At 70.5% G+C, this 25,493-nt stretch carries 23 protein-coding genes and 1 riboswitch; of the genes, 9 read left to right on the forward strand and 14 right to left on the reverse strand.

Annotation, left to right across the window (positions count from 1 at the left end):
• Positions 1-93 precede the first annotated feature (93 nt).
• The 9 genes from gcvP to ASF40_RS08680 form a co-directional block, all read right to left on the reverse strand.
• Positions 94-2,985 carry an aminomethyl-transferring glycine dehydrogenase gene (gene gcvP / locus ASF40_RS08640; protein WP_056367932.1) on the reverse strand — a complete coding sequence of 964 codons (2,892 nt, stop codon included), beginning with the start codon at positions 2,983-2,985 and terminating at the stop codon, positions 94-96.
• Entirely contained in the window at positions 2,982-3,365 is a 384-nt protein-coding gene (gene gcvH, locus ASF40_RS08645; RefSeq protein WP_045296801.1) for a glycine cleavage system protein GcvH, read from the reverse strand. Before gcvH ends, gcvP begins: the two co-directional genes overlap by 4 nt.
• Positions 3,362-4,480, reverse strand: coding sequence for a glycine cleavage system aminomethyltransferase GcvT (gene gcvT, locus ASF40_RS08650; protein WP_056367934.1), 1,119 nt, complete (start codon positions 4,478-4,480; stop codon positions 3,362-3,364). The genes gcvH and gcvT overlap by 4 nt, the downstream gene beginning before the upstream one ends.
• Before the next feature lie 236 nt (positions 4,481-4,716).
• Positions 4,717-4,813: riboswitch (glycine riboswitch) on the reverse strand.
• Between the two features lie 43 nt (positions 4,814-4,856).
• Positions 4,857-6,029, reverse strand: coding sequence for a MarP family serine protease (locus ASF40_RS08655; protein ID WP_056367936.1), 1,173 nt, complete (start codon positions 6,027-6,029; stop codon positions 4,857-4,859).
• A gap of 109 nt (positions 6,030-6,138) precedes the next feature.
• On the reverse strand, positions 6,139-7,005 hold the full coding sequence (locus tag ASF40_RS08660) for an ABC transporter ATP-binding protein (protein WP_056367939.1): 867 nt from the start codon (positions 7,003-7,005) through the stop codon (positions 6,139-6,141).
• On the reverse strand, positions 7,002-7,889 hold the full coding sequence (locus tag ASF40_RS08665; RefSeq protein WP_056367940.1) for an ABC transporter ATP-binding protein: 888 nt from the start codon (positions 7,887-7,889) through the stop codon (positions 7,002-7,004). Before ASF40_RS08665 ends, ASF40_RS08660 begins: the two co-directional genes overlap by 4 nt.
• The gene (locus ASF40_RS08670) at positions 7,886-8,869 is read right to left on the reverse strand and encodes an ABC transporter permease (RefSeq protein WP_082496964.1); all 984 of its coding nucleotides are present in this window, start codon (positions 8,867-8,869) and stop codon (positions 7,886-7,888) included. The genes ASF40_RS08665 and ASF40_RS08670 overlap by 4 nt, the downstream gene beginning before the upstream one ends.
• Positions 8,870-8,966: 97 nt before the next feature.
• Positions 8,967-9,962, reverse strand: coding sequence for an ABC transporter permease (locus ASF40_RS08675; protein ID WP_056367942.1), 996 nt, complete (start codon positions 9,960-9,962; stop codon positions 8,967-8,969).
• Between the two features lie 43 nt (positions 9,963-10,005).
• Positions 10,006-11,682, reverse strand: coding sequence for an ABC transporter substrate-binding protein (locus tag ASF40_RS08680; RefSeq protein ID WP_056367944.1), 1,677 nt, complete (start codon positions 11,680-11,682; stop codon positions 10,006-10,008).
• Between the two features lie 261 nt (positions 11,683-11,943).
• Here ASF40_RS08680 and ASF40_RS08685 point away from each other — a divergent pair, with 261 nt between their 5' ends.
• From ASF40_RS08685 to ASF40_RS08710, 6 genes are all read left to right on the forward strand, one after another.
• On the forward strand, positions 11,944-12,660 hold the full coding sequence (locus ASF40_RS08685) for an NUDIX hydrolase (RefSeq protein WP_082496934.1): 717 nt from the start codon (positions 11,944-11,946) through the stop codon (positions 12,658-12,660).
• Positions 12,661-12,683: 23 nt separating this feature from the next.
• Positions 12,684-14,036, forward strand: coding sequence for a quinolinate synthase NadA (gene nadA, locus ASF40_RS08690; protein WP_056367946.1), 1,353 nt, complete (start codon positions 12,684-12,686; stop codon positions 14,034-14,036).
• A complete protein-coding gene (nadB, locus tag ASF40_RS08695; RefSeq protein WP_056367948.1) occupies positions 14,033-15,751 on the forward strand; it encodes an L-aspartate oxidase in 1,719 nt (572 codons plus the stop codon). Before nadA ends, nadB begins: the two co-directional genes overlap by 4 nt.
• Positions 15,745-16,602 (forward strand): carboxylating nicotinate-nucleotide diphosphorylase, encoded by an 858-nt coding sequence (gene nadC, locus ASF40_RS08700; protein ID WP_056367950.1) that lies wholly within the window; start codon positions 15,745-15,747, stop codon positions 16,600-16,602. The genes nadB and nadC overlap by 7 nt, the downstream gene beginning before the upstream one ends.
• A gap of 24 nt (positions 16,603-16,626) precedes the next feature.
• Positions 16,627-17,781: a cysteine desulfurase family protein gene (locus ASF40_RS08705; protein WP_056368383.1), complete on the forward strand. Its 1,155-nt coding sequence runs from the start codon at positions 16,627-16,629 to the stop codon at positions 17,779-17,781.
• Between the two features lie 170 nt (positions 17,782-17,951).
• Positions 17,952-18,905: a glycosyltransferase family 2 protein gene (locus ASF40_RS08710; RefSeq protein ID WP_056367952.1), complete on the forward strand. Its 954-nt coding sequence runs from the start codon at positions 17,952-17,954 to the stop codon at positions 18,903-18,905.
• A 30-nt stretch (positions 18,906-18,935) separates the two neighbouring features.
• Here the strand turns inward: ASF40_RS08710 and ASF40_RS08715 are convergent, their stop codons facing one another.
• On the reverse strand, positions 18,936-20,948 hold the full coding sequence (locus ASF40_RS08715; RefSeq protein ID WP_056368385.1) for an ABC transporter ATP-binding protein: 2,013 nt from the start codon (positions 20,946-20,948) through the stop codon (positions 18,936-18,938).
• A gap of 47 nt (positions 20,949-20,995) precedes the next feature.
• Here ASF40_RS08715 and ASF40_RS08720 point away from each other — a divergent pair, with 47 nt between their 5' ends.
• The 3 genes from ASF40_RS08720 to ASF40_RS08730 all read left to right on the forward strand — a co-directional run bounded on the left by ASF40_RS08720 (position 20,996) and on the right by ASF40_RS08730 (position 23,558).
• Positions 20,996-21,205, forward strand: a complete 210-nt coding sequence (locus tag ASF40_RS08720; RefSeq protein ID WP_056367954.1) for a hypothetical protein — start codon at positions 20,996-20,998, stop codon at positions 21,203-21,205.
• A gap of 133 nt (positions 21,206-21,338) precedes the next feature.
• Positions 21,339-22,865, forward strand: coding sequence for a DHA2 family efflux MFS transporter permease subunit (locus tag ASF40_RS08725; protein ID WP_056367955.1), 1,527 nt, complete (start codon positions 21,339-21,341; stop codon positions 22,863-22,865).
• A gap of 90 nt (positions 22,866-22,955) precedes the next feature.
• Positions 22,956-23,558: a carboxymuconolactone decarboxylase family protein gene (locus ASF40_RS08730; RefSeq protein WP_056367957.1), complete on the forward strand. Its 603-nt coding sequence runs from the start codon at positions 22,956-22,958 to the stop codon at positions 23,556-23,558.
• Here the strand turns inward: ASF40_RS08730 and ASF40_RS08735 are convergent.
• From ASF40_RS08735 to ASF40_RS08745, 4 genes are all read right to left on the reverse strand, one after another.
• Positions 23,545-24,048 carry a hypothetical protein gene (locus tag ASF40_RS08735; RefSeq protein ID WP_056367959.1) on the reverse strand — a complete coding sequence of 168 codons (504 nt, stop codon included), beginning with the start codon at positions 24,046-24,048 and terminating at the stop codon, positions 23,545-23,547. The genes ASF40_RS08730 and ASF40_RS08735 overlap by 14 nt on opposite strands.
• 33 nt (positions 24,049-24,081) lie before the next feature.
• Entirely contained in the window at positions 24,082-24,204 is a 123-nt protein-coding gene (locus ASF40_RS21585; protein WP_268776123.1) for a hypothetical protein, read from the reverse strand.
• Between the two features lie 61 nt (positions 24,205-24,265).
• A complete protein-coding gene (locus ASF40_RS08740; protein WP_056367961.1) occupies positions 24,266-25,105 on the reverse strand; it encodes a DNA-formamidopyrimidine glycosylase family protein in 840 nt (279 codons plus the stop codon).
• Positions 25,106-25,231: 126 nt separating this feature from the next.
• Positions 25,232-25,483: a hypothetical protein gene (locus ASF40_RS08745; RefSeq protein WP_056367963.1), complete on the reverse strand. Its 252-nt coding sequence runs from the start codon at positions 25,481-25,483 to the stop codon at positions 25,232-25,234.
• Between the last annotated feature and the right edge of the window lie 10 nt (positions 25,484-25,493).

Consider the following 25,493-nt stretch of genomic DNA (forward strand, 5'->3'; position numbering starts at 1 on the left):
GGGGCCAGGCCGGGGCGGCGGGACCGCCGACCCGGGCGAATCGGAAGAGCGACGGGATGCCTGGGGCACCGGCATCCCGTCGCTCGGGGGTCGTCAGGCGAAGGCCTCGATGGGCGGGCAGGCGCACACCAGGTTGCGGTCGCCGTAGGCCTGGTCGATGCGGCGGACGGGGGGCCAGTACTTCGTGCGGACCAGCGTGTGGACCGGGTACACGGCGGTCTCCCGCGAGTACGGGTGGTCCCACGACCCCGAGACCACCGACTCGGCCGTGTGCGGGGCGTTCGCGAGGGGGTTGTCGGCGGCAGGCCACTCCCCCGCGCCGACGCGGTCGGCCTCGGCCTTGATCGCGATCATCGCCTCGATGAATCGCTCGATCTCACCGAGGTCCTCGGACTCCGTGGGTTCGACCATGAGGGTGCCCGCCACGGGGAACGACATCGTCGGGGCGTGGAAGCCGTAGTCGATGAGGCGCTTGGCGACGTCGTCGACCGAGACGCCGGTCGCCTCCTTGAGCGGACGCAGGTCGAGGATGCACTCGTGGGCCACGAGCCCGTCCTCGCCGGTGTAGAGCACCGGGTAGTGCTCGCGCAGCCGCACCGCGATGTAGTTCGCGGCGAGCACGGCAGCCGCGGTGGCGCTGCGCAGTCCCTCGGCGCCCATCATGCGGACGTACGCCCACGAGATCGGGAGGATGCCGGCCGAGCCGTGCGGTGCCGCCGAGATCGGCCCGCCGTCGAACACGCCGCCGGCGTGGTCCTTGCGCTGCGACAGCGGATGCGAGGGCAGGTAGGGCGCGAGGTGCGCCTTCGCCGCGACGGGCCCGACGCCGGGACCGCCGCCGCCGTGCGGGATGGCGAACGTCTTGTGCAGGTTCAGGTGCGACACGTCGCCGCCCAGGTCGCCGAACCGCGCGTAGCCGAGGAGCGCGTTGAGGTTGGCGCCGTCGACGTACACCTGGCCGCCGGCGTCGTGCACGGCCTGCGTGATGTCGAGCACGTCGTGCTCGTACACGCCGTGCGTCGACGGGTACGTGATCATCAGCGCCGCGAGCTCGTCGGCGTGCGCCGCGATCTTCGCGCGCAGATCGTCGAGGTCGACGTTGCCGGCCTCATCGCACGCGACGACGACGACGCGCATGCCGGCGAGCACGGCGGACGCCGCGTTCGTGCCATGGGCCGACGACGGGATGAGGCACACCGTGCGGGCGAGGTCGCCGTTCGCGCGGTGGTAGCCGCGGATCGCCATGAGGCCCGCGAGCTCACCCTGCGAGCCGGCGTTCGGCTGCAGCGACACCGCGTCGTAACCGGTGACCTCGGCGAGCCACACCTCGAGCTGCTCGATCATCGCGAGGTAGCCGTGCACATCGTCCTCGGGCGCGAACGGATGCACGCGCGAGAACTCCGGCCACGACACGGCCGCCATCTCCGTCGCCGCGTTGAGCTTCATCGTGCACGAGCCCAGCGGGATCATGCCGCGGTCGAGCGCGTAGTCGCGGTCGGACAGCTGCTTCAGGTAGCGCATCATCGCCGTCTCGGACCGGTGCGAGTTGAACACCGGGTGCGTGAGGAACTCCTCGACACGGTGCAGGCCGGACGGCACGCCCGCCAGGGGCGCAGCATCCGTGAACGAAAGCACCCGCTCGCCCTGCTCGCCCGCGCCGAGGAACTCGTTCTCGGGCAGTCCGAAGGCCCACGCCACGGCCGCGAGATCGCCTTCCGTCGTGGTCTCGTCGACCGAGACACCGACCGTCGCGTCGTCGACCCAGAACAGCTGATAGCCGCGCTCGCGCGCGCGGTCGATCACGCGGCGCGAGGCGCCCGGCGTGGCAACCCGGATGGTGTCGAAGAACGAGTCCGAGCGCAGCGAGAGGCCGTATGAGCGCAGCCGGGCGGCGAGCGCCTCCGCCTTCTTCGCGACGTCGGTCGCGATCGCGCGGAGGCCGTCAGGCCCGTGGTACACCGCGTACATCGAGGCCATGACGGCCAGCAGCACCTGCGACGTGCAGATGTTGGACGTGGCCTTCTCGCGGCGGATGTGCTGCTCGCGCGTCTGCAGCGCGAGGCGGTAGGCGGGGTGGCCCGCGGCGTCCTGCGAGACGCCGACGAGGCGGCCCGGCAGCTGCCGCTCGAGTCCCTGGCGCACCGCCATGTAGCCGGCGTGCGGCCCGCCGAAGCCGAGCGGCACGCCGAAGCGCTGCGTCGTGCCCACGGCGACATCGGCGCCGAACGAGCCGGGCGAGCGCAGCAGCGTGAGCGCCAGCAGATCAGCGGCCACGACGACCAGCGCGCCGGCGACGTGCGCCGCGTCGACGACGCCGGACGGGTCCCACACGTTCCCCGACGCGCCCGGGTACTGCACCAGCACGCCGAACAGCTCGTCCGGCAGGGTCGCACCTCGGGCCAGATCGAGCTCGACGAGCTCGATGCCGACGGCGGCCGCGCGGTGCGCGAGCAGCGCCTTCGTCTGCGGCAGGGCGTCGGCGTCGACCACGAACACGTTCGAGGCGGACTTCGAGGCGCGCCGCGCCACCAGCATGCCCTCGACGACGGCGGTCGATTCGTCGAGCATCGACGCGTTCGCCGTCGCCAGCCCCGTGAGATCGGTCACCATCGTCTGGAAGTTGATCAGCGCCTCCAGGCGCCCCTGCGAGATCTCGGGCTGGTACGGCGTGTACGCGGTGTACCAGGACGGGTTCTCGAGCACGTTGCGGGCGATCACCGACGGCGTGAGGGTGTCGTAATAGCCCAGCCCGATCATCGGCCGCGCCGTGCGGTTCTGCGAGGCCAGCACGCGCAGCTCGGCGAGCGCCTCGGCCTCGGTCGCCGCTGGCGGGATGTCGCTCGTGGCGCGCGGCTTCGCATGGATGGATGCCGGGACCGCCGCTTCGACGAGCGCGTCGACGCTGTCGTAGCCCAGGGCGTCGAGCATCGTGCGCTGGGCCGCAGCATCCGTCCCGATGTGACGGTCGGCGAACAGACCCGTCATTCGGCGCCGCCCGTGAGCGAGATGTACGCGTCGCGGTCGAGGAGGTCCGCCACGGACGCCGGGTCGACCGTGATCTTGACGAGCCAGCCGGCGCCGAACGGGTCGGCGTTCACGAGCGACGGGTCGTCGACGACGGCGTCGTTGACCGCGACGACCTCACCCGTCAGCGGCGCGTAGAGCTCGCCGACCGACTTCGTGGACTCGATCTCGCCGACGACGGTGGCCGCGGTCACCGAGCTGCCCACGGCGGGCAGCTCGACGAACACCACGTCACCGAGCTTGTCGGCGGCGTACGAGGTGATGCCGACGGTCGCGACGTCGCCGTCGAGGGCGACCCACTCGTGCTCGGCGGTGTACTTGAGGGCGGTGAGATCGGTCATTTGTTCCTCCGGTAGAAGGGCAGGTCGGTCACGGTCGCGGGGATGCGGGTACCCCGCACGTCGATGAAGAGCTCGGTGCCGGGAGCGCTCGCGGCGGGCGAGACGAACGCCATGGCGATGGGATGCCCCAGGGTCGGGCTGAGCGCGCCGCTCGTGATCTCGCCGACCGGCGTCTCGGCCCCGGTCGCGTCGAACACGGCGTAGCCGGCACGGCCAGCGCGTCGGCCGTCGCAGACGAGTCCGACGAGCACGGGAGCGTCGGGCACGACGACGGCCGCGAGGCCCGCCTTTCCGACGAAGTCGTCCTTGTCGACCGCCACGACGCGGCCGAGACCGGCCTGCGCGGGGACGATGTCGAGCGACAGCTCGTGGCCGTAGAGCGGCATGCCGGCCTCCAGGCGCAGCGTGTCGCGGGCCGCGAGACCCGCGGGAACGAGGCCGAGCGGCTCGCCGGCGGCCAGCAGTGCATCCCACAGCGTCGGCGCGACGGGGTTGGGGACCAGGAGCTCGAAGCCGTCCTCGCCGGTGTAGCCCGTTCGCGCGACGAACAGCGGAGCGCCCTCGAACGAGCCCGACGACCACGCGTAGTAGCCGAGGTCGGCGAAGGCCGGGGCGACGTCCGCGATCCCGGCGGTCGCCTCGACCACGGCGCGGGCGGCGGGTCCCTGCACCGCGATCAGCGACATGCCGTCGGTGTGGTCCTCCAGCTCGACCTCGAAGTCGCCGACGCGCTCTCGGAATGCCGAGCCGACGGCATCCCGGTTCCCGGCGTTCGCGATCACCAGGAAGCGGTGGTCGGCGATGCGGTACACGATGACGTCGTCGACGATGCCACCCGACTCGGCGAGCACCAGCGAGTACTTCGCCTTGCCCACGCGCATCGGCGAGACCGCGCCCGCCAGCGCGTAGTCGAGGAATGCCGCGGCCTCGGCGCCCTCGACGGCGAACTCGGCCATGTGCGAGATGTCGAAGAGGCCTGCGGCCGTGCGCACCGCGTGGTGTTCGGCCAGGTCGGAGCTGTAGCGCACCGGCATGAGCCAGCCGCCGAAGTCGGTGAAGGAGGCGCCGAGCGCCTCGTGGCGGTCGTGCAGGGCAGTCGTACGGAGTTCTGTCATGAGTTCTCCCGGTCGCGGACGGGCAGGCGTCGATCGACGCCTGTGAACTCCCCCTCTGTCATGGGCCTGAGAGTTTCGCCCGTCCTGCGAGGGAGCGGGTTTTCACCGTCGGCGGATTGCGAGCGATCACGTGCAGACGCGTAGCGGATGTCTCACGTGAGGGGTTTCGATGCGGCGTTGGAGCGCCTTACTCAACCCGATTTCTTGCTTCGCTCGAAATCGCTTTCCAGAGTCGGCCTGCCCGAACGGTACGCGTACCTGAGAGATTGGCGGGGAGGCTTGCTCCTTCGGTGCTCGGCGATCGCGCTGCCGAGGCTCTCCCGCCCGGGTGATGGGCCGTTATTGACTTGCGGAGCAAGCATACCGGTCGGTGCGCTCAGCCGACGCAGGATCCGGTCGACACGGTGTTCGTGAGCGCAGGCGCACGATCGGCGACCGGGGTGAGCTCGGCCATCGTCATGGCGTATCCGATGTTCTCGTCGTTCTCGGCGCGCGCGAACACGACCCCCGCGACCTCACCGTCGCCCGTCAGCAGCGGGCCGCCCGAGTTGCCCGGGCGCACGACGGCCTGCAGCGAATAGATCTCGCGCGGGTTCCACGAGCTGTCGTACACGTCCGGAACGTTCGCGACACCCACCGACTGCACGCTCGCCGGCACCATCGTGAACGGACCGCCGTACGGATAGCCCTGCACGACCGCGGCGGCGCCCGCCGCGAGCGTGGGCGAGAACGGCAGGGCGGTGGCGTCGAGGTCGTCCACGGCGATCACCGCGAGGTCGTCGATCGGGTCGAAGTAGACGATGCGCCCCTCTCGTGCCGGCACTCCCGGCAGCTCGACGACGGGCGTGTCGACGCCCGCGACGACGTGGGCGTTGGTGACGACGCGGTCCTCGGCGACGACGAAGCCGGTGCCCGACGATCCGCGTCCGCATGCGTACGCATTCCCCGACACACGGGCGACGGATGCTGCCGCCCGCTGCAGCTCGGGATCGTCCAGGGCGACCGGGGGCGCAGGCTCCGCGGTCCCCGGTCCGAGCAGAAGCCCGAGCCCCGGCAGACCGTCGTCGAGCACGGCGCCGCGCAGCTGTGCGAGGGCGGCGGCGACGGGGTCGGGGGTGGCGGCCTCGATGCCGCGCAGGATGGCCGAGGATGCCACAGCCGACGAGATGACGGGGATGCCGGCTACCGCGATCGCGGGGGCGACGAGCGCCAGCGCGAGGATCGCCGCGACGACCGAGGCGATGCCGCCGAGGAAGCGCTCGATCCCCCGCAGCTTCAGCCGGTCGGCGCCGGAGCGCAGCGCCGCGCCGATCGCCGCGCCGACCGCCGCGCCGGCGAAGACCAGCCCGAGAGCGGTGAGGAGCACGGCGGGGCCGCGCCACACCGGCGACGGCACCCAGGCGCTCACCAGCGGGGTCAGCCAGAAGGCCGCGAAAGCCCCCGCTGCGAGGCCCGCCAGGGTGCCGATGCTGGCGAAGAAGCCGCGCTGGACCCCGGCGACGCAGGCGGCGATGAGAAGGAGGACGACGATCACGTCGACGACGATCATCCTCACCCCTTCCCGACGGGACCCGTCTCGTCAGGCTACGCATCGAGGCTGGGAGAGGACCCCCATCGCCCGCCCGGGCGTGTCGGGAGGACCTGCGTGCACAGGCGGGTCAGCGGCGCTCGGCGGCGAGCTCCCTCCGTACCTCGTCGCGCAGCATCCCCTGGTTCTCGGGATCCGGCGCGGCGCCGAGCAGCGTGCGGGTGTACTCGTGCTGCGGATCGAGGATCACGTCGTCGGCGCGTCCGCGCTCGACGATGTCGCCGCGGTACATCACCAGGATCTCGTCGGAGAAGTGCCGGGCCGTGGCGAGGTCGTGGGTGATGTAGAGCACTCCGAGGTGGTCCTCGCGCTGCAGTTGCGCGAGCAGGTTGAGCACGCCGAGGCGGATGGACACGTCGAGCATCGAGACCGGCTCGTCGGCGATGATGAACTGCGCGCCGGGCGCGAGGGCCCGCGCGATCGCCACGCGCTGGCGCTGACCGCCCGACAGCTCGTGCGGACGACGCTCGGCCATCTTGTCGCTCGGCGTGAGGCGCACCCTCTCGAGGAGCTCGAGCACGCGCTGACGCACCTCGTCGCGGCCGATCCCCGGGTTGTGGATCCGCAGCGGACGCTCCAGATGGTGCTCGATCGAATGGAACGGGTTCAGCGACGCGAACGGGTCCTGGAAGACCATCTGCACGTCGCCGCGATACGCGGCGACGTCGCGGCTGCGCCCGCCGGCGGGTGTGCCGTCGAGCAGGATCTGCCCGCTCGTGGGCGTCTCGAGCCGGGCGAGCATCTTCGCGATCGTCGACTTACCCGACCCGGACTCCCCCACCAGCGCGATGGTGCGCCCGGCTTCGAGCGTGAACGACACGTCCTTCACCGCGTGGAGAGTCGAGAACTTCAGGCCGCTGCGCAGCCGGAAGTCCTTCACCAGGTTCCGTGCCTCGAGCGTGCGCGGCGACCCCGCGACCGGGTTCTGGGCGCTCATGCGGCCCCTCCTTCTGCTGAGGCCGCGCCCAGCGTCGCCGAGATGGGCTGATGGCCGGTGCGCACGAAGTCGCCCCGGTCGCCGCGCAGGCTCGGGAAGCTCGACAGCAGCTTCTTCGTGTACTCGTGCTGCGGCGTGCGGTAGATGTCGGTCGCGGTGGCGAGCTCGACGATCTCGCCCTGCAGCATCACCGCGATGCGGTCGGAGATCTCGATCAGCATGGGCAGGTCGTGCGTGATGAAGATGACGGCGAACCCGAGCCTCTCGCGCAGGCGCATGATCTCGCGGATGATGCCGCGCTGCACCACGACGTCGAGGGCCGTGGTCGGCTCGTCCATGATCATGACCTGCGGGTCGAGCGCGAGTGCCATCGCGATCATGACGCGCTGTCGCATGCCTCCCGACAGCTCGTGCGGGAAGCTCGTCAGTCGCTTCGGGTCGACGCCCACGAGCTCGAGGAGCTCTTCGCTGCGCTGCTGCTTCTGCCGCTTGGACATCTCGGGCCGGTGCGTCGTGAACACATCGAACAGCTGCGCCCGGACGTTGATGACCGGATTGAGCGAGTTCATCGCGCCCTGGAACACCATCGACACCTTGTCCCACCGGAACCGGCGCAGCTCCTCGTCGGCGAGGCCGACGACGTCGATGTCTTCGCCCGACCGGTCGTGGAAAACGACGTCGCCCGCCGTCATCAGCGCCGGCGGCTTGAGCAGCCGATCGATGCCGTACGCGAGGGTCGACTTGCCGCACCCGGACTCGCCGGCGAGTCCCAGGATCTCGCCGCGGTGGAGCGTGAGCGACACGTCGCGCACTGCTTTGACCGGCGGATCGACCTCATACTCGATCGAGACGTTGCGCACGGTGAGGACGGCGTCGTCGTTCATGCCTCGGCTCCGTTCGGGACGTGGACCGACTCGACACCCCGGCCGGCGCGCTTGGCCTGGCGCACGCGCCGGGCGTTCTCGGGGGCGAGCCGCAGCTTCGGGTTGATGATCTCGTCGATCGAGAAGTTGATGAGCGACAGGCCCGCGCCGAGGAGCGCGATCATGAGGCCCGGCGGCACGAACCACCACCAGGCGCCGGTGCCGAGCGCCTGGCCGGTCTGCGCGTCGTTGAGCATCGTGCCCCAGGTGATCGAGCCGGTCGGCCCGAGCCCGAGGTAGGAGAGGCCCGCCTCGCCGACGATCGCGAAGATGATCGCGAAGAGGAACTGGGCCGCCAGCAGCGGCAGCAGGTTCGGGAGGATCTCGACGCGGATGATGCGCGCCGTCTTCTCCCCCGCGACCCGGCTGGCCGCCACGTAGTCTCGCGACCGCAGCGAGCGAGCCTGCGCTCTCAGAACGACCGCTGACCCCGCCCACCCCGTGATTCCGAGGACGAGGGCCACCAGCATCCAACTTCTCCCGGGGATGTAGGTGGCGATCACCATCACCAACGGGAGACCCGGGATGACGAGCATGATGTTCGTGAAGAGCGACAGGATCTCGTCCCACCAGCCGCCCTTGTAGCCGGCGAGGATGCCGAACACGATCGACAGGATCAGGGCGATGAGGCCGGCGACGATGCCCACCATGAGGGAGCCGCGCGTGCCCCAGGCGAGCTGGGCGAGCACGTCGTAGCCGAGCTTGGTCGTGCCGAGCCAGTGCTCCGCGCTCGGCGGCGACAGCGCCGGGTTGTCGGAGTCGGTCGGGTCCTGGCAGAACAGCGGCCCGAGGATGCCGAAGAGGGTGATGCCGATGACGATGGCGAGGCCGAGCGCGAGCTTCAGCGACATCCTCGGCAGCAGCTGGCGGAAGCCGCGGCGCGCGGCGCGCGCCTCGTCGCGCGCCGCCTCGACGTCGGCGTCGACGGGCGGCGACATCATCGCGCCCGGTGCGATGAGGGCGGGGTCGATCGTGCGGTCCGACAGCGTCTCGGGGACGCTCTCGAGATCGGTCGACGTGTCGGTCACTTCGAGCCTCTCAGACATTGTGGCGCGCCCTCGGGTCGATGAATCCGTAGACGATGTCCATGATGAAGTTCGCCGCGAGCACCGCGATCGTGATCACCAGGAAGACACCCTGCATCAGCGCGTAGTCGCTGTTCTGCACGGACTGGATCATGAGCTTGCCGATGCCGGGATAGGTGAACACCTGCTCCATGACGATGGAGCCGGCCACGACGAATCCGAGCGAGATGCCGAACCCGGCGATCGACGGGATCGCGGCGTTGCGGGTCGCGTAGGTGCGCAGGATTCGCACGGGCTTGAGACCCTTGGCCTCGGCCGTGACGATGTAGTCCTCGGAGACCGTGGACACCATCATGTTGCGCATGCCGAGGAGCCATCCGCCGACCGAGCTCAGCACGATCGTGAGCGCGGGAAGGAACCCGTGGTACACGGCGCTCCCGATGAAGGCCCAGCTCCACTCCGGGCCCTCGGGGAAGGCCCACACGTCGTAGCCGCCGAAGATCGGGAACCAGCCCAGCGCGACGGAGAAGATCGCAACGAGCACGAGGGCGAGCCAGAAGTAGGGAATGGACTGCAGCACCGTCGTGAACGGCACCAGGTGGTCGACCCATGTGCCCCGGCGCCAGCCCACCCAGGCACCGATGCCGACGCCCAGGACGAAGGAGATGACGGTGGCGAGACCCACCAGGATCACCGTCCATGGCAGGGCCGCGGCAATGAGATCCGTCACCGGGGCCGGATACTTCGTGATGGAGACGCCCAGGTCTCCCTGGAGCATCCGGCCCCAGTACGCGACGTACTGGTCCCACATCGACGACGTGTCGCCGCCGAGGAGGGTCTTGATGTTGCGGACCGTGGTCTCGCTGAGTTCCCCGCCGGCGCGCTGCATCTTCGCGAGGAGGATGTCGGCGGGGTCGCCGGGCAGAAGCCTCGGCAGGAGGAAATTGAGGGAGATCGTCGCCCAGAGTGTCACCACATAGAACGCGATCCGCCGCGCATAGAACTTCATCGCAGCCTGCTCCTCCGTGCCGCGCCTTCTGCCCGGTCGCGCATTACTTCACCGGCTCCAGGTGCTGGAGGACGTAGCCGGACGCCACCGAGCCCCAGGCCGGCGGGAACGCGTACAGGTCGTCCTCGGTCGGCCAGCCCGTGAAGTCCTTCGTGTTGAAGAACGTCTGGGTGGCGTTGATCACCAGCGGGATGTACGGCAGGTCGCGCACGATCTCGGTCTGCAGGGCGGCGTACGCCTCCTGCTTGGCGGCCTCGTCGTTCGTGGCGGCGGCCGTGGCGACGGCCTCGTTCACGACGGGGTTGTCGTACCGGCTGAAGTTCCAGCGGCCGGCGGGAACCTCTTCACCGACCTGCGAGGTCGACTCACCGGCGAACCAGTCCTTGTAGATCTGGAACGGGTCGGCGACCGAGGTGCCGATGACGCCGCCCATGATCAGCTGGTACTGCCCGGTCTGACGTGCGTCCGAGAACTCCTGCCACTGCACCGTCGAGGCGTTGACCTTGAGGCCTGCCTCCGCCGCCTGCTCGCTGATGAGCTTGGCCGCGTCGTTGTAGTCCGTCCACCCGTCGACCGAGATGAGGCTCAGCTCGATCGGGGCGCCGTCCTTGCCGTAGAAGCCGTCGCCGCCCTTGGTGTAGCCGGCGGCCTCGAGGATCTCACCGGCGGCCGCGGCGTCGGGCGACTGCGGGCTGACCTCGTTTGCAGGGTCGGCGACCCACTTCTGGTCGCGCGGCAGCAGGGCGAAGGTCGGCGAGATGTCGCCGGTCAGGCCGACGAACGCCTTCTCCTTGATGGTGCCGCGGTCGATCGCGACGTTGAGCGCCTGGCGCACCGCCACGTCGGTCTGCGGGCCCGTGCAGCCGAGCTCGGCGTTCGAGCAGGTGTAGAGCACGGTCGGGTCCTGCGGCGTGTTCAGCATGCTGATCACGCCGTTCGAGGTCACCGAGTCGGGGTTCGGCACGAACATGCCGGTCCAGTCGAGTTCGCCCGCGGTGAGCAGGTCCTGCGCGGACTGGTTGGCGTCGATGCCGATGTACTGCACCTTTTTGATCGCCGGCACCCCCTCCTCGCGGAAGTTCTCGTTCGCGACGACGGTGTAGGACGCATCCGTCACCTTGTCGACGACGTACGGGCCGGTGCCCACCGGCTCCTCGTCGGTGAAGGTCGTGTAGTCATCGACCTCCGACCAGATGTGCTCGGGCAGCATCCAGGTGGTGCCGAGGATCTGGAACTCGTTCGTGAACTGCGGCGTCTCGTACGTCAGGACGAGCGTGGTGTCGTCGGGCGCCTCGGCCGAGATGAGGCCGTCACGGTGGTTCGGCTCGTAGTTGAACGTGAACGCGGCGTCCTCGGCGGTGAAGTCCTCACCGTCGTTCCACTTGACGCCGTCCTTGAGCGTCACCGTGATGACGGTGCCGTCCTCGTTGTACTCGAAGCTCTCGCCGAGCATGGGCTCGGGCGCGTCGTCGGCGGTCTTGTTGTAGAAGAACAGCGGCTCGTAGACCGGGCCGAGCGCGGCGTGCAGCACGCTCGGCGAGAAGGGGTTGAAGTTCGCCTCGATCGGAGTCTGGCTTCCGGCCCAGACCCGCAGCGTGCGTCCTTCGGAATCGCCGCTGTCGTTGCCGCCGCCACTGGCGCAGCCCGACAGGCCGAGACCGAGGATCGTGGCCCCGGCGACGGCGATGAGCGCCGCTCGGCGCTTCGCGTTTCGAATCATCGTTGGTTCTTTCTCTCGTGCGGCTTTGCAGGGAGGAGGAGTGCGCGGGCACCCGGTGCATTCATTAAGTACTGGGTCTTAACAAATGTTTGAACGTAAACCTAACAAACATTCCCCTGCGCCCGCATCCTCTGAATGAGCTGTGTACGTCACGTCTTGGCAACGGTTCGGGCGAGGACGTGCAGTACGGCGGGTGTTACGGCGGGGGTTTGGCTTCTGGTCAGAGTGACACTATGATCGCTCTTGAGAGTTAGAGTCACCATGACCAGAACAGCATCCGAACCCCTGCCCCCCGGCGCCGCGACCGAGTCCGACGCGACGCGGGTCGCGGTGTCGACCGTGATCTTCACGCTGCGTCGCCTCCCCGGCAGCGACGCCGTGCAGGTGGTGCTCCCGCTGGTGCGGCGCACGCGCGATCCGCACGAGGGCCAGTGGGCACTGCCCGGAGGATGGCTCGACGTCACGGAGGGACTGGATGCCGCGGCATCCCGCACGCTCGCAGAGACGACCGGCCTCGCACCCAGCTACCTGGAGCAGCTGTACGCGTTCGGCGCTGTGGGTCGCTCCCCGACACGCGTCGTCTCGATCGTGTACTGGGCCCTCCTGCGCGCCGACGAGATCACCGACACCGTCGAGAACGTCCAGTGGTTCGACGCGGCCGAGCTCCCCCGGCTCGCGTTCGACCACAACGAGATCGTCGACTATGCGCTCTGGCGCCTGCGAAACAAGGTCGGCTACAGCCGCATCGCCCATGGCCTCCTCGCCGACGAGTTCACGCTCGCCGACCTGCGCGAGGTCTACGAGGCGGTCCTCGGTCGGCGCCTCGATCCGGCGAACTTCCGCCGTCAGGTCGAGAACTCCGGCACCCTCATCCCCACCGACCGCTTCCGCACCGGAAGCCACCGCCCCGCGCGGCTCTACCGCTACAACCAGGACGTCGAGCTCGCCGACCGCGGCCCGCTCGACGCCCGCCACTGATCCCCCCGAACGGAGCACCCGACATGCCTGCCGTGAACATCACCCTCCAGCCCCGCCCCGAACTGGATGCCTCGGTCGACCACGCCATCCAGGCGATCGTCGCGGGCGCCGTCGTCGGCGAGACCTGCAACACCGATCTCGCCGCCGGGCCCTGGGACTTCGACACGCGCCCCGGCTACGGCCCCGGCTCGTCGATGGGCGACGTCATCCCCACCGGGTCGCCGCGCCAGGGCGAGCTTCCCCGCGAGTACCGCGAGGCGTCCGAGGCCGAGCTCGACGAGCGCATCCGCGCCGCGAAGGCGACTCTCGGCGATCGCGTCGTCGTGCTCGGGCACTTCTACCAGCGCGAAGAGGTCGTGGTCCACGCCGACTACGTGGGCGACTCGTTCCAGCTCGCGAACGCGGCGCTGGAGCACCCCGACGCCGAGGCCATCGTGTTCTGCGGCGTCCACTTCATGGCCGAGACCGCCGATCTGCTGTCGCGTCCCGAGCAGGCCGTGATCCTCCCGAACCTCGCCGCCGGCTGCTCGATGGCCGACATGGCCGACATCGATCAGGTCGAGGAGTGCTGGGAGCAGCTCGCCGAGGTCTACGGCGACATGGACGCGACGGATGCCGACGGCCTCGTGCCCGTCATCCCCGTCACGTACATGAACTCCTCGGCCGCCATCAAGGGCTTCGTCGGACGCCACGGCGGCATCGTGTGCACGTCGTCGAACGCGCGGACGGTGCTCGAGTGGGCGTTCCAGCGGGGGCGCCGCGTGCTGTTCTTCCCCGACCAGCACCTCGGCCGCAACACCGCCAAGGCGATGGGCGTGCCGCTCGAGCAGATGCCGATGTGGAATCCGCGCAAGCCGCTGGGCGGAGCATCCGCAGACAAGCTCGCCGATGCCCGCGTCATCCTCTGGCACGGCTTCTGCTCGGTGCACCGCCGCTTCTCGGTCGACCAGATCGACAAGGCCCGCGCCGAGCACCCCGGTGTGCGCGTCATCGTCCACCCCGAGTGCCCGATGGAGGTCGTGGACGCCGCCGACGAGGCCGGCTCGACGGATTACATCCGCAAGGCGATCGAGGCCGCGACCGAGCCGACGACGTTCGCGATCGGCACCGAGGTCAACCTCGTGCAGCGCCTGGCCGCCGACCACCCGCAGCACACGATCTTCTGTCTCGACCCGGTCGTGTGCCCCTGCTCGACGATGTACCGCATCCACCCCGGCTACCTCGCGTGGGTGCTCGAGGGGCTCGTCGCGGGTGAGGTGCGCAACCGCATCACTGTGCCGGCTTCCGTCGCGGATCCGGCACGGGTGGCGCTGGAGCGGATGCTGGCGGCCAAGCCCCCGGCAGCACCCGCGGCCGCGTGGAAGAACGCCTCATGACGGCGCACGGAACCGAAGGCGCGCCCAGCGCCATCGTGGTCGGCTCGGGCATCGCGGGCCTCCTCACCGCCCTGCACGCCGTCGAGCACGGCTGCCGCGTCACGCTCGTGACGAAGGACGTGCTCGAGCACGCCAACACCCGCTTCGCGCAGGGCGGGATCGCGGGTGTGATGTTCGACGACGACCGCGCCGACGACCACGTGCGCGACACGCTGGTCGCGGGCGCCGGTCTCAGCGATCCGGCCGCGGTGCGCGTGCTCGTCGACGAGGGCCCCGCGCGGATCCGTGAGCTCATCGCGCTCGGCGTCGCGTTCGACCGCGACGACAGCGGCGGTTTCGTGAAGGGGCTCGAGGCCGCGCACTCCTACCCGCGCATCCTCCACGCCGGCGGCGACGCCACCGGCACGGCCATCGAGAAGGCGCTCGTCGCACGGCTCCGCGCCAGCGACGTCGCGGTGGTCGAGCACGCATTCCTCGTCGACCTCGTCGTGACGGACGGTCGCGTCAGCGGCGTCGAGCTCATCGTCGGAGAGACGGATGCTGCCTCCGGCCGCCGCGAGACCATCGAGGCCGACGCGGTCGTGCTCGCCACGGGCGGCGCCGGCGAGCTGTACGCGCACTCCACCAACCCCGAGGTGGCCACCGGAGACGGGATCGCCGCAGCCATCCGTGCCGGCGCGGAGGTCGCCGACCTCGAGTTCTTCCAGTTCCACCCGACGGTGCTGGAAGGCAGGGCTGACGCCGCCGGGCCGGCGGCGCGTGACTCGTTCCTGGTATCGGAGGCCGTGCGCGGCGAGGGCGCTACCCTCGTCGACGAGCACGGCCGCCGGTTCGCGTTCGACGCGCACCCCGATGGCGAACTGGCCCCCCGCGACGTCGTCGCGCGCGCGATCGCACGGCAGATGGAGACGCAGAGCGGCCGCCCCGTGTTCCTGGACGCGACGCACATCCACTCCGAGGACGCCGGCGAGCGCGCGGCCTTCCTCGCACGCCGTTTCCCCACCATCGACCGCGCGGTGCGCGAGCGGGGTCTCGACTGGGCGCGCGAGCCGATCCCGGTGACGCCGGCCGCGCACTACCTGATGGGCGGCGTCCGCACCGATCTGTGCGGCCGCACCACCCTGCCCGGCCTCTACGCCGTGGGCGAGGTCGCGCGCACCGGAGTGCACGGCGCGAACCGCTTGGCGTCGAACTCGCTGCTGGAGGGCGCCGTGTTCGGCGCACGTGCGGGTGACGTCATCGCCGACGACGCGGCATCCGATTCCTGGCCGTCCGACCCTCTCACTCGTCCTGCTCCGCAGTCACGAAATGCAGTGGTGGAGGCGACCGACTCGCACTTCGCGACTGCGGAACACGGGGACGGGCGCGTCGAGGCGCCGGCGTTCTCGCGGCCGGCGCTGCAGGAGCTGCTCTGGGACGATGCCGGACTCGTGCGGGATGAAGGAGGCCTCGGGCACGCGGCATCCGTCATCTCGACCTGGCGCGCGCAGCAGCGCACCCCGGTCACCGAGCACGACTTCGAGGACGAGAACCTGCTGCTCGTCGCCGAGCACCTCGTCGCCGCCGCCCGCGCGCGCCGGGAATCGGTCGGCGCGCACTTCCGCTCCGACGGCACGCCCGCCGAGGCTCCCGCACACCTCGCGGCGGTTCGCGGCGCGAGCGCCGACCCGCACTCCCCCTCCACGCGCCTCTCGAAGGAGCCCGTCGCATGCTGAGCCGCGCCGTGATCGACCGTGCCGTCGCCGCCGCCCTCGAAGAGGACGCGCCGTGGGGCGATCTCACCAGCGAAGCGCTGATCCCCGAGAACGCGGTCGCCCGCGCCGATCTCGTCGCGCGCGAACGCGGCGTGTTCTCGGGTGGCGAGGTGTTCGAGGCGGCATTCCGGCTCACCGACCCGTCGATCGACGTCGAGCTCGTCGTGGAGGACGGCGAGTGGTTCGAACCCGGCGCCGTGCTGGCGGTCGTCACCGGTCCGGCGCGCGGGGTGCTCACGGCCGAGCGGATCGGCCTCAACTTCGTGCAGCGGATGTCGGGCATCGCGACCCTCACCGGGACCTATGTGGCCGAGGTCGCGCACACCGGCACGCGGATCGCCGACACGCGCAAGACGACGCCGGGGCTCCGCGCGTTCGAGCGCAAGGCGGTGCGCGACGGCGGGGGACGCAACCACCGCCACTCCCTGTCGGACGCGGTCATGGCGAAGGACAACCACCTCGCGGTCCTCGCGCAGAAGGGTGTCTCGCCGACAGCCGCCCTGCTCGCCGCGAAGGACCTCCTCCCCCACACGACCCACATCGAGGTCGAGGTCGACCGGCTCGAGCAGATCGAACCCGTGCTCGCCGCCGGCATCGGCACGATCATGCTCGACAACTTCTCCCTCGACGACCTCCGCACGGGCGTCGCCCAGGTCGCGGGCAGGGCGACGGTCGAGGCATCCGGCGGGGTGTCGCTGGAAACCGTGCGCGCGATCGCCGAGACCGGCGTCGACGTCATCTCGGTCGGCGCGCTCACCCACTCTGCGCGCGCCCTCGATCTCGGGCTCGACGTGCGCATCGACGCCGCCTGATCCCACCCGGAGCATCCGATGAGCATGCTGTACCTCGACAACGCCGCGACCACGCCGGTGCGCCCCGAGGTGCTCGAGGCGATGATGCCGTACCTGACCCGCTGGTACGGCAACGCGTCGAGCCACCACACCGTGGGCGAGGCGGCGGCCGACGCCCTGGCAGACGCCCGGGCGCGCGTGGCGAGGGTGCTCGGCCTCCGTGCCGGTGACGTGGTCTTCACGTCCGGCGGTACGGAGGCGAACAACCTCGCGATCAAGGGCATCGCGATCGCCGCGGCCCAGCGTCGCGACGACCGTCGCGCGCACGTCGTCACCACGCCGATCGAGCACGAGTCGGTGCTCGAGTCGGTCGACTATCTCGAGCGCGTACACGGCGTCACGGCGACGCGCGTGCCCGTCGACGACCACGCGCGCGTGTCGACGGATGCCGTCGCAGAGAGCCTCCGCGACGACACGGTGCTGGTGAGCATCGGGTACGCCAACAACGAGGTGGGGACCGTGCAGGATGCCGCGGGCCTGGCCGCCGTCGCCCGGGAGCGGCGCGTCCCGCTGCACCTGGACGGCGTCCAGGCGGCGGGCTGGCTCACGCTGTCGGCCGACGAGCTCGGGTACGACGCGATCTCGCTCGCCGGACACAAGCTCGGCGCGCCGAAGGGCACGGGCGCGCTGGGCGTCCGCGGCAGGATCCCGCTGGAGCCCCTCATGCACGGCGGCGGTCAGGAGCGCGGCCGTCGCAGCGGCACCGAGGATGTCGCCGGCGCCGTGGGTTTCGCGACCGCGCTGGAGCTCGCCGAAGCCGAACGGGTCGAGGCGTCCGCTCGCGTGTCGGCCATCCGCGATCGCTTCATCGCCCGCGTGCTTCAACGGATCCCGTCGGCGCGTCTCACGGGCGACCCGGTGCACCGGCTGGCGGGCACGGCGAGCTTCACCTTCGCCGGGACGAGCGGCGAGGCCGTGCTGCTCGAGCTCGAGCGCCGCGGAGTCGTGTCGTCGAGCGGCTCGGCGTGCGCGGCGGGCAGCGACGAGCCCTCCCACGTGCTGCTGGCGATGGGCATCGCCCCGGAGGTCGCGCAGACCGCGGTGCGCTTCACCTTCCCGCGCTGGCTGAACGCGCCGCTGGATGCCGTCGCCGACGCGGTCGAGGCATCCGTCGCCGCCGTCAGCGGTTCGCCGCACTGACACAGAATCGGATCCGCACCTGCGGACGCGGACACGACACGCCGTGAACCGCAGCGCCGCTTTCGGTGTGTCGGCGCGGCGATCCGTTCCTGCGGATCCGATTCTGCAGTCAGGCGTCATACCCGCGCCCGGCGGCGCCCGGCCCTCCTGGGCGCCCGTAGGATCGGGACGTGACCCCCGCCGTGACCGTCATCGTCCCGGGCTACGACGTGGCTCTCTATGCTGCCGAGGCGCTCGACTCCCTCCGTGCGCAGACACGCGAAGACTGGGTCGCGATCCTCGTCGACGACGCATCGAGCGATGAGACGGGTGCGCTGTTCGACGCCGCCGCCGCGGCCGACGACCGGTTCCAGGTCGTCCACCATCGCGCGCAGAGCGGGCTCGGCGCCGCGCGCAACTCCGCGCTCGACCTCGTCCGCACCCCGTTCGTGGGGTTCCTCGACGCCGACGACCGCCTCACGCCCACGGCGCTCGAGCGGCTCGTCGGCACGGTCGCCGGCAGCGGCAGCGACTTCGCACTCGGCGCCTATGTGCGCCTGCGCCCCGACAGCGCCGGCGGGTACGAGGCCGGCAGCGTGCAGCCCTGGGTCGCTGCGGCGACGGATCCCGCACGCGTCGGCGTCACCCTCGACCAGCACCCCGAGGCATCCGGCAACATCGTCGCGTGGTCGAAGGTGAGCCGGACCGATCTGTGGCGGCGCACCGGTCTGCGCTTCCCCGAGGGCAAGGCCTACGAGGACCAGATCGTCGCGCAGCAGATGTACACGCGCGCCCGCGCGTTCGACGTCATCCCCGACGTCGTCGTCGAGTGGCGCGAGCGGGCCGACGGCTCCTCCATCACTCAGCACAAGGGCGAGCTCCCCGTGCTCCGCGACTACCTCGAGGCGCTCGCCGGAGGCATCGCGGTGCTGGATGCTGCGGGCCAGCCGCGGGCCGCGGCATCCCGTGTCCGACTCATCCTCGCGATGGACCTGCCGCCCCTCGTCGGCCTCGCCCGCGATCACGTCGACGACGCCTACCGTCAGGCGCTCGGCGCGTTCGCACGGAAGCTGGGATCGCGCGCGGACGGTGTCGCGCTGTCGGAGCCGGCCGCGACGGCGCTGGCCGCCGCGCGGCTCTGGTGACGACGCCACCCCCGCCTGCCGTGCGGGAGCTCAGTCCTCGCGCCACTCCGGGTCACCGACGCTGCCGCGACCGGCAGCCATCACCTCTTCCGAGGTGAAGACGGGCGCGTCGGGCGGGCTGTCGGCGCGCCGCTCGGGGTGGTCGGCGGGCGCCTCGGCGTCCTCCGCCTCGAGGATCCTCGTCGTCGCGAGCTGCTGAGCCGCGAGTTCGGCATAGAGCCCGCCCTCCGCGAGCAGCGAGGCGTGCGTCCCGGACTCGACGATGCGCCCGGCCTCGACGACGTGGATCACGTCGGCCGCGATCACCGTCGACAGGCGGTGCGCGATCGACAGGGTCGTGCGGCCTCGCGCCGCCGCATCCAGCGCCTCCTGCACGACGCGCTCCGACACGGTGTCAAGGGCCGACGTCGCCTCGTCGAGGAGCAGCACGGGCGGGTCCTTCAGGAGCACACGCGCGATGGCGATCCGCTGCTTCTCCCCGCCCGAGAGTCGATAGCCGCGCTCGCCGACGACGGTGTCGTAGCCCTTCTCGAAACGCTCGATCACGTGATGAATGTTCGCGGCTCGGCACGCCGCCTCGACCTCGGCATCCGTCGCGTCCGGCTTCGCGTATCGCAGGTTCTCGCGGATCGTGGCGTGGAACAGGTAGGTCTCCTGCGAGACGATGCCCACGTTGTCGATGATCGACTCCTGCGTGAGGCGCCGCACGTCCTCACCGGCGAACAGGACGGAGCCGCCGGATGCCTCGTACAGCCGTGGCGTCAGGTACAGCACGGTCGTCTTGCCCGCGCCGGAAGGCCCGACGAACGCGACGTGCTGACCGGGCTCGGCCGTGAACGACACGCCCTGCAGCGTCGCGCGGGTGTCGGGCGCGGCATCCGGATAGCGGAACTCCACCTCGCGGAACTCGATGCGCCCGAGCGGGCCGGGGGCGTCGGCGACGTCGACCGCGTCGGGGGCGTCGCGGATGGCCGGCACGAGATCGAGGTACTCGAAGATGCGGGCGAACAGCGCCGACGAGGTCTGCAGGTCGAGCGAGACGCGCATGAGCCCCATGAGGGGCATGAGCAGTCGCGCCTGCACCGTGGTGAACGCGACGATGGTGCCCGCCGTGATCGCGTCGGTGCCGCCGCCGATGAGATAGCCCGACACCAGGTAGATGATCGCGGGGACGCTCGCCATGATGACCTGGACGACGGCGAAGAAGCCCTGGCCGCTCATCGCGCGCCGCACCTGCAGCCGCACCTGGTTGACGTTCTCGTCGGCGTAGCGCGTCGACTCGGTGCGCTGGCGGTTGAACGACTTCGACAGCAGGATGCCCGAGACGCTCAGGGTCTCCTGTGTGATGGCGGTCAGCTCCGACAGCGACTCCTGCGTCTCGCCCGCGATGCGCGCCCGCACCTGGCCGACGCGGCGCTGCACCAGGATGAGGAACGGCATGAGCACGACGGCGATGATCGTGAGCCGCCAGTCGATGAGGATCATCGCGACGAGGGAGGCGACGACCGTGACGGTGTTGCCGAGGATGCTCGTCACGGTGTTCGTGAGCACCCCCGAGACGCCGCCCACGTCGTTCTGGAGGCGCGATTGGATGACGCCGGTCTTGGTGCGCGTGAAGAAGCCGAGCTCCATCGACTGCAGGTGGTCGAACAGCTTCACCCGGAGGTCGCCGGTGACGCGGTTGCCGACGGTGGAGGTGAGCCACGTCTGCACGACGCCGACGACTGCGGACAGCAGGAAGAGCGCGATCATCGCGAGCACGAGCTTCCACAACAGTGAGAGGTCGGGCGGCGACCCGTCGACCGGGAACAGCGCGTCATCGAACACCCGCTGCACGAGCAGCGGGGGTATGACCGCGATGCCGGCGCCCGCGACGACGAGCACACCGGTGATGGCGATCGACCATTTGTATGGACGGAAGAGGGCGACCACCCGCCGCCCGAGGTTCGGGATCTGGGGCGCCTCGGCGTTCGCGCGCCGCTGGGCCTCGGTGTCGACCGGGCGGAAGCCGGGGTGTCCGCCCCCGCCCCCACCGCCGCGCATGCTCACGTGGCCAGCCTAACCAGCGCCGCCGACGCTAGGCTCGTGCCATGACCTCGACCCCCGACCTCCCCGAGCACGACGGCAGCGACCTCGCGGAGCTCCGCGAAGAGATCGACGCCCTCCAGGCCATCCCGCACGAGGAGATCGTGAACCCTCTCCCGAAGAACCTCGAGGAGCGCGAGCCCGAGGCCGAGCCGACCGATGCGATCGGCTCAGAGAAGTGGGACGACGCGGAGCCCGAGCGCTCCGACAGCTGACCCTCGGGTCGCTTCGTCGCCGACATCCGTTCCCCGAAGCGGGAATGGGATGTCGGAACCTGTGGTTATCCTGAAGGCTTGCCATCCTCGGGTGGTATTTCGCTGCCCATCCGAGCCCTCGAGGAGACGACCTATGGCCGCCATCGAAACGAACCCCGGAACCGGCAGCATCCCCGCTGCTGCGGGCACTGCCGGCGCCCTCCCCACGCTGCGCCCCGAAGAGAGCCGTGTCATCTGGCTGCTCCTCGGCGCCGCCTTCGTCGCAATCCTCAACGAGACGACGATGGGCGTCGCGATCCCGCACCTCATCACCGACCTCGGCATCACGGCGCTCGCCGCGCAGTGGCTGACGACCGCGTTCATGCTGACGATGGCCGTGATCATCCCGATCACCGGCTTCCTGCTGCGCCGCTTCACGACGCGCACGATGTTCGTCGCGGCGATGGGGCTGTTCTCCCTCGGCACGCTCATCGCGTTCCTGTCGCCGGGCTTCCCCATGCTGCTCGTCGCCCGCGTGGTGCAGGCGTCCGGCACCGCGATCATGATGCCGCTGCTCATGACGACGCTCATGACGGTCGTGCCCGCCGCCATCCGCGGCCGCATGATGGGGCGCGTCAGCATCGTGATGTCGCTCGCCCCGGCGATCGGCCCGACGCTCGCCGGTGCCATCCTCAACAACTTCGAGTGGCGCTGGATCTTCGGCATCGTGCTGCCGATCGCCATCGTGGCGCTCGTCGTCGGCGCGCGCTGGATCCACAACCTCGGCGAGACGACGCGTGCTCCGATCGACGTCCTGTCGGTCATCCTGTCGGCCCTCGGCTTCGGCGGTCTCGTCTTCGGCCTCAGCCAGCTGGGCGGCGGCGGGCACGGCAGCGGGGCGGATGCCGCGGCCGCGAGCGCAGCGTCGACCACGACGCTGATCGTCTCGCTGGCGGTCGGCGTCGTCGCGCTCGGCCTCTTCGGCTGGCGTCAGGTCGTGCTGCAGCGCAAGGACGACGCGCTGCTCGACCTGCGCGTGTTCCAGAGCGCCAACTTCTCGCTGTCGATCGGCCAGATGGCGATCATGTCGATGGCCTTCTTCGGCGCGATCACCGTCGTCCCGCTCTACCTGCAGGACGTGCTGGGCGTCGACCCGCTCACGACGGGTCTGGTGGTGCTGCCGGGCGCCCTCGCGATGGGCCTCGCCGGTCCGTTCATCGGTCGCATCTACGACCGCTGGGGCACGACGGTGCTGCTCGTTCCGGGCGCCGTCATCACGACCGCGATGCTGTGGTTCTACACGACGTTCGGCACCGAGACGCCGGTGTGGCTGATCGCCGTGGCGCAGACCGTGCTCTCGGTCGGCCTCGCGCTCTCGTTCACGCCGCTGTTCACGGCGTCGCTCGGCTCGCTCCAGCCGCGGTTCTACTCCTACGGATCCGCGGTCGTCGGAACCGTGCAGCAGGTCGCGGGCGCCGCGGGCATCGCGCTGATGTTCGGCGTCATGGCGGCGGCCACGTCGGCCGCGACGACGTCGGGTGCCGACGCCCTCGCCGCCGGCGCGGCCGGCACACATGCCGCGTTCTTGACGGCGGCGTTCCTGTCGCTGCCGCTCCTGGTCGGCGCGTTCCTCATCCGCAAGCCGGTCGACGCCCCGATGGGCGCCCCCGCCGGTCACTGACCGACGTATCACCCGGATGCCCCACCCCTCGACAAGGGGTGGGGCATCCGCGATTCTGGATGCGCCCGAAAGCCGACGGGAGACAGCACCATGATCGTGAGCACTCCGGACCTCGACGGAGCCACCGGCCATGTCGCCGAGATGTACGACGGCGATCTCCGCAGCGACGGGTTCGTCTTCGGGCACACGCGCGCGATGGCGATCAACCCCGAGGCCCATGCGGCCTTCGAGACGCTGATCCGGAGCATCGTCCCGTCGATCGGCCTGCGCAACTACGAACTCGCCACGCTCGGCGCCGCCCGCGCGATCGGGTCGGATCACTGCCTCCTCGCGCACGGCCGAAAGAGCCTGCGCGCAGGCCTCCTCGATGAGGACGAACTCGCCCGGCTTGCACGCGAGGGCGCAGACGCCGGCCTCGACGAGACGGACATGGCAGTGGTCGCGTACGCCGAGAAGCTCTCGACGGATGCCGCGACCATGACCGACGCTGACACACAGCGCCTCCGCGATCTCGGGTTCACCGATCGGCAGATCGTCGACATCACGCTCGCCGCCGCCGTGCGCAACTACTTCAGCCGGGCGCTGCTGGCCCTGGCGGTGCCCGTCGACGACGTGCCCGGCCTCAGCCCCGCGCTGGTCGCCGCCCTGCTCGCGCCGGCGCAGGCCGCACGCCGCGACGTCAGTGGTGGATGACGGCCTTCAAGAGGATGAGCACTCCGCCGAAAGCGGCGGTGATGAGCGCGCTCAGGATGCGGGGAAGCCAGTGCGTGCTCCAGCGCGCGACGGCGATCCAGCCCAGTGCGCCGAGCATGACGGTGTTGACGATGAGAGCCACCCAGAGCGCGGTGGTGTCTTCGATGACGCGCGTCGCGCCGAGCAGCAGGATGATCAGCGGCGGAACGGACGCGAGGAGCATGCCGCCCGATTGACGAGCGGATGCGCGGAGGCTTGCGCGGAGTCCGGCATGACCGTCGGTGGCGGCCAGGCGGCCCAAGGTGCCGGCGAACACGTGAGCGGCGAAGAACACGATCACCGTGACGGCGACAGTCGCGAGGGCCTCCCACGCCGTCCCCCGGGCCGAGACGACGATCATGCCCGACACGAGGATCAGTCCGTAGATCGCCTCCTCCGACATGAGGATGCGGCCGACCCGCGGAGTGATGTGGAGCTGTTCGTCGGTCATCGCCGGGGCGTCGTGGTGTGAACCGCGGGCTGGTCAGTCGATGCTGCAGCTGCCGCCGCCGCAGCACGAACCTGCGGACTCGACCACCGTGAGGAGGTTCTTCTCGTCGGCGACGGGGGCGAGGGTGATCGGGGCGGGCTGCTGCGAAGTCGTCATAGCGACCATGCTACCCAGGTGAACGGCGACGTCGGCCGCCCGCGTCGCGGTGGGCGCCGACTCAGAGCGGCATTCCCTTGTTCTGGCACGTCGGGCAGTACTGCGCCGAGGTACCGGAGAACGTGAGATCGCGGATGGTGTCGCGACACACCGGGCAGGCTTCGCCCGTGCGCCCGTGCACGCGCATCGCCGCCACCTTGTGCGCCTTGAGCTGGTCGATGGGGACGCCGAGGCGCGCATCGATCGCACCGCGCACGGTCGTCAGCGTCGCGTCGAACAGCCGGTCCGCTTCGGCGTCGTCGAGCGCGGCGGCGTGGGTCACGGGCGACACCTTGGCGACGTGGAGGATCTCGTCGGAGTAGGCGTTGCCGATGCCGGCGAGCGACTCCTGCTCTTGCAAGATGGCCTTGATCTGCTTGCGCCGACCGCCCAGCGCGCTGTCGAACTGGTCGCGCGTGAAGGCCGCGTCGGCGGGATCGGGCCCGAGCTTCGCGATCGCGGGAACGTCAGCAGCGTCGCCGACCACGAACAGTCCGAGCGACACCCAGCTGCCGGCATCCGTCACCTCCAGACCGCGGTCGCCCGACAGCTCGAAGTTCGCCAGGGCCGGCGGCGCGTCCGCCGAGAGCGGGGCGGGCTCTTCATCGGGTGCGGCATCCAGCCACCGCATCCAGCCGTGCCGCCCCAGCGAGACGACCAGGCTCGCCTCGTCGAGCACGATCTCCACGTGCTTGCCGTGGCGCCGGGCGCCGGTGATCGTGCGTCCGATGATGCCCGCCGGCGGCGTGGCACGCGTCTTGACCGTGCGGAACTCGAGCACATCGACTCCGCGGACCTCTCGCCCGGACGCCTCGTCAGCGAGGAACCGCGCGAGAGCCTCGACCTCCGGCGACTCAGGCATGGCCCCATCCTGCCACCGGGCTGCGACACCCGGGCCGTGGCGCACGCCCACCTCGCATGGATCCTTAAGGGACGGCCTCTCGGCCGCTCGGCGTGCACGAGTGATCGCGGAGAGCGCGCCGGTCTGTCAGCGCGGAAGCGGCGCGAGTCTCGCGGTGATCTGGTCGATGGCCTCGCCGATCGAGCCGAATTCGCAGACTCCCGCAGCACCTGTCACCCACAGCAGGTACACGCGATCGTCCTTGCACTCGAGGTAGGCCACCACGCGGTGCGGGTCGGTGGCTGCCAGCGACGGATCGCATGCCACCCATGCCCCCGAGCCCACCCACTGCAATTCCGGGCGACGGGCCTGAACGGCGGGAATCGATGTGTCGAGCATGTCGGCCTCC

Origin of the sequence: Microbacterium sp. Leaf288, assembly GCF_001422925.1 — a bacterium.
GTDB lineage: Bacteria > Actinomycetota > Actinomycetes > Actinomycetales > Microbacteriaceae > Microbacterium.

Coding starts and splice junctions, on each gene's coding strand:
- ASF40_RS08665 (WP_056367940.1), bottom strand. CDS start 7,889: ATGAACGACGACGCCGTCCTCACCGTGCGCAACGTCTCGATCGAGTAT.
- ASF40_RS08680 (WP_056367944.1), bottom strand. CDS start 11,682: ATGATTCGAAACGCGAAGCGCCGAGCGGCGCTCATCGCCGTCGCCGGG.
- ASF40_RS08675 (WP_056367942.1), bottom strand. CDS start 9,962: ATGAAGTTCTATGCGCGGCGGATCGCGTTCTATGTGGTGACACTCTGG.
- ASF40_RS08685 (WP_082496934.1), top strand. CDS start 11,944: ATGACCAGAACAGCATCCGAACCCCTGCCCCCCGGCGCCGCGACCGAG.
- nadB (WP_056367948.1), top strand. CDS start 14,033: ATGACGGCGCACGGAACCGAAGGCGCGCCCAGCGCCATCGTGGTCGGC.
- ASF40_RS08735 (WP_056367959.1), bottom strand. CDS start 24,048: ATGACCGACGAACAGCTCCACATCACTCCGCGGGTCGGCCGCATCCTC.
- ASF40_RS08725 (WP_056367955.1), top strand. CDS start 21,339: ATGGCCGCCATCGAAACGAACCCCGGAACCGGCAGCATCCCCGCTGCT.
- ASF40_RS08730 (WP_056367957.1), top strand. CDS start 22,956: ATGATCGTGAGCACTCCGGACCTCGACGGAGCCACCGGCCATGTCGCC.
- ASF40_RS08740 (WP_056367961.1), bottom strand. CDS start 25,105: ATGCCTGAGTCGCCGGAGGTCGAGGCTCTCGCGCGGTTCCTCGCTGAC.
- ASF40_RS08715 (WP_056368385.1), bottom strand. CDS start 20,948: ATGCGCGGCGGTGGGGGCGGGGGCGGACACCCCGGCTTCCGCCCGGTC.
- ASF40_RS21585 (WP_268776123.1), bottom strand. CDS start 24,204: ATGACGACTTCGCAGCAGCCCGCCCCGATCACCCTCGCCCCCGTCGCC.
- nadC (WP_056367950.1), top strand. CDS start 15,745: ATGCTGAGCCGCGCCGTGATCGACCGTGCCGTCGCCGCCGCCCTCGAA.
- ASF40_RS08670 (WP_082496964.1), bottom strand. CDS start 8,869: ATGATGTCGCCGCCCGTCGACGCCGACGTCGAGGCGGCGCGCGACGAG.
- gcvH (WP_045296801.1), bottom strand. CDS start 3,365: ATGACCGATCTCACCGCCCTCAAGTACACCGCCGAGCACGAGTGGGTC.
- ASF40_RS08720 (WP_056367954.1), top strand. CDS start 20,996: ATGACCTCGACCCCCGACCTCCCCGAGCACGACGGCAGCGACCTCGCG.
- gcvP (WP_056367932.1), bottom strand. CDS start 2,985: ATGACGGGTCTGTTCGCCGACCGTCACATCGGGACGGATGCTGCGGCC.
- nadA (WP_056367946.1), top strand. CDS start 12,684: ATGCCTGCCGTGAACATCACCCTCCAGCCCCGCCCCGAACTGGATGCC.
- ASF40_RS08705 (WP_056368383.1), top strand. CDS start 16,627: ATGCTGTACCTCGACAACGCCGCGACCACGCCGGTGCGCCCCGAGGTG.
- gcvT (WP_056367934.1), bottom strand. CDS start 4,480: ATGACAGAACTCCGTACGACTGCCCTGCACGACCGCCACGAGGCGCTC.
- ASF40_RS08660 (WP_056367939.1), bottom strand. CDS start 7,005: ATGAGCGCCCAGAACCCGGTCGCGGGGTCGCCGCGCACGCTCGAGGCA.
- ASF40_RS08655 (WP_056367936.1), bottom strand. CDS start 6,029: ATGATCGTCGTCGACGTGATCGTCGTCCTCCTTCTCATCGCCGCCTGC.
- ASF40_RS08745 (WP_056367963.1), bottom strand. CDS start 25,483: ATGCTCGACACATCGATTCCCGCCGTTCAGGCCCGTCGCCCGGAATTG.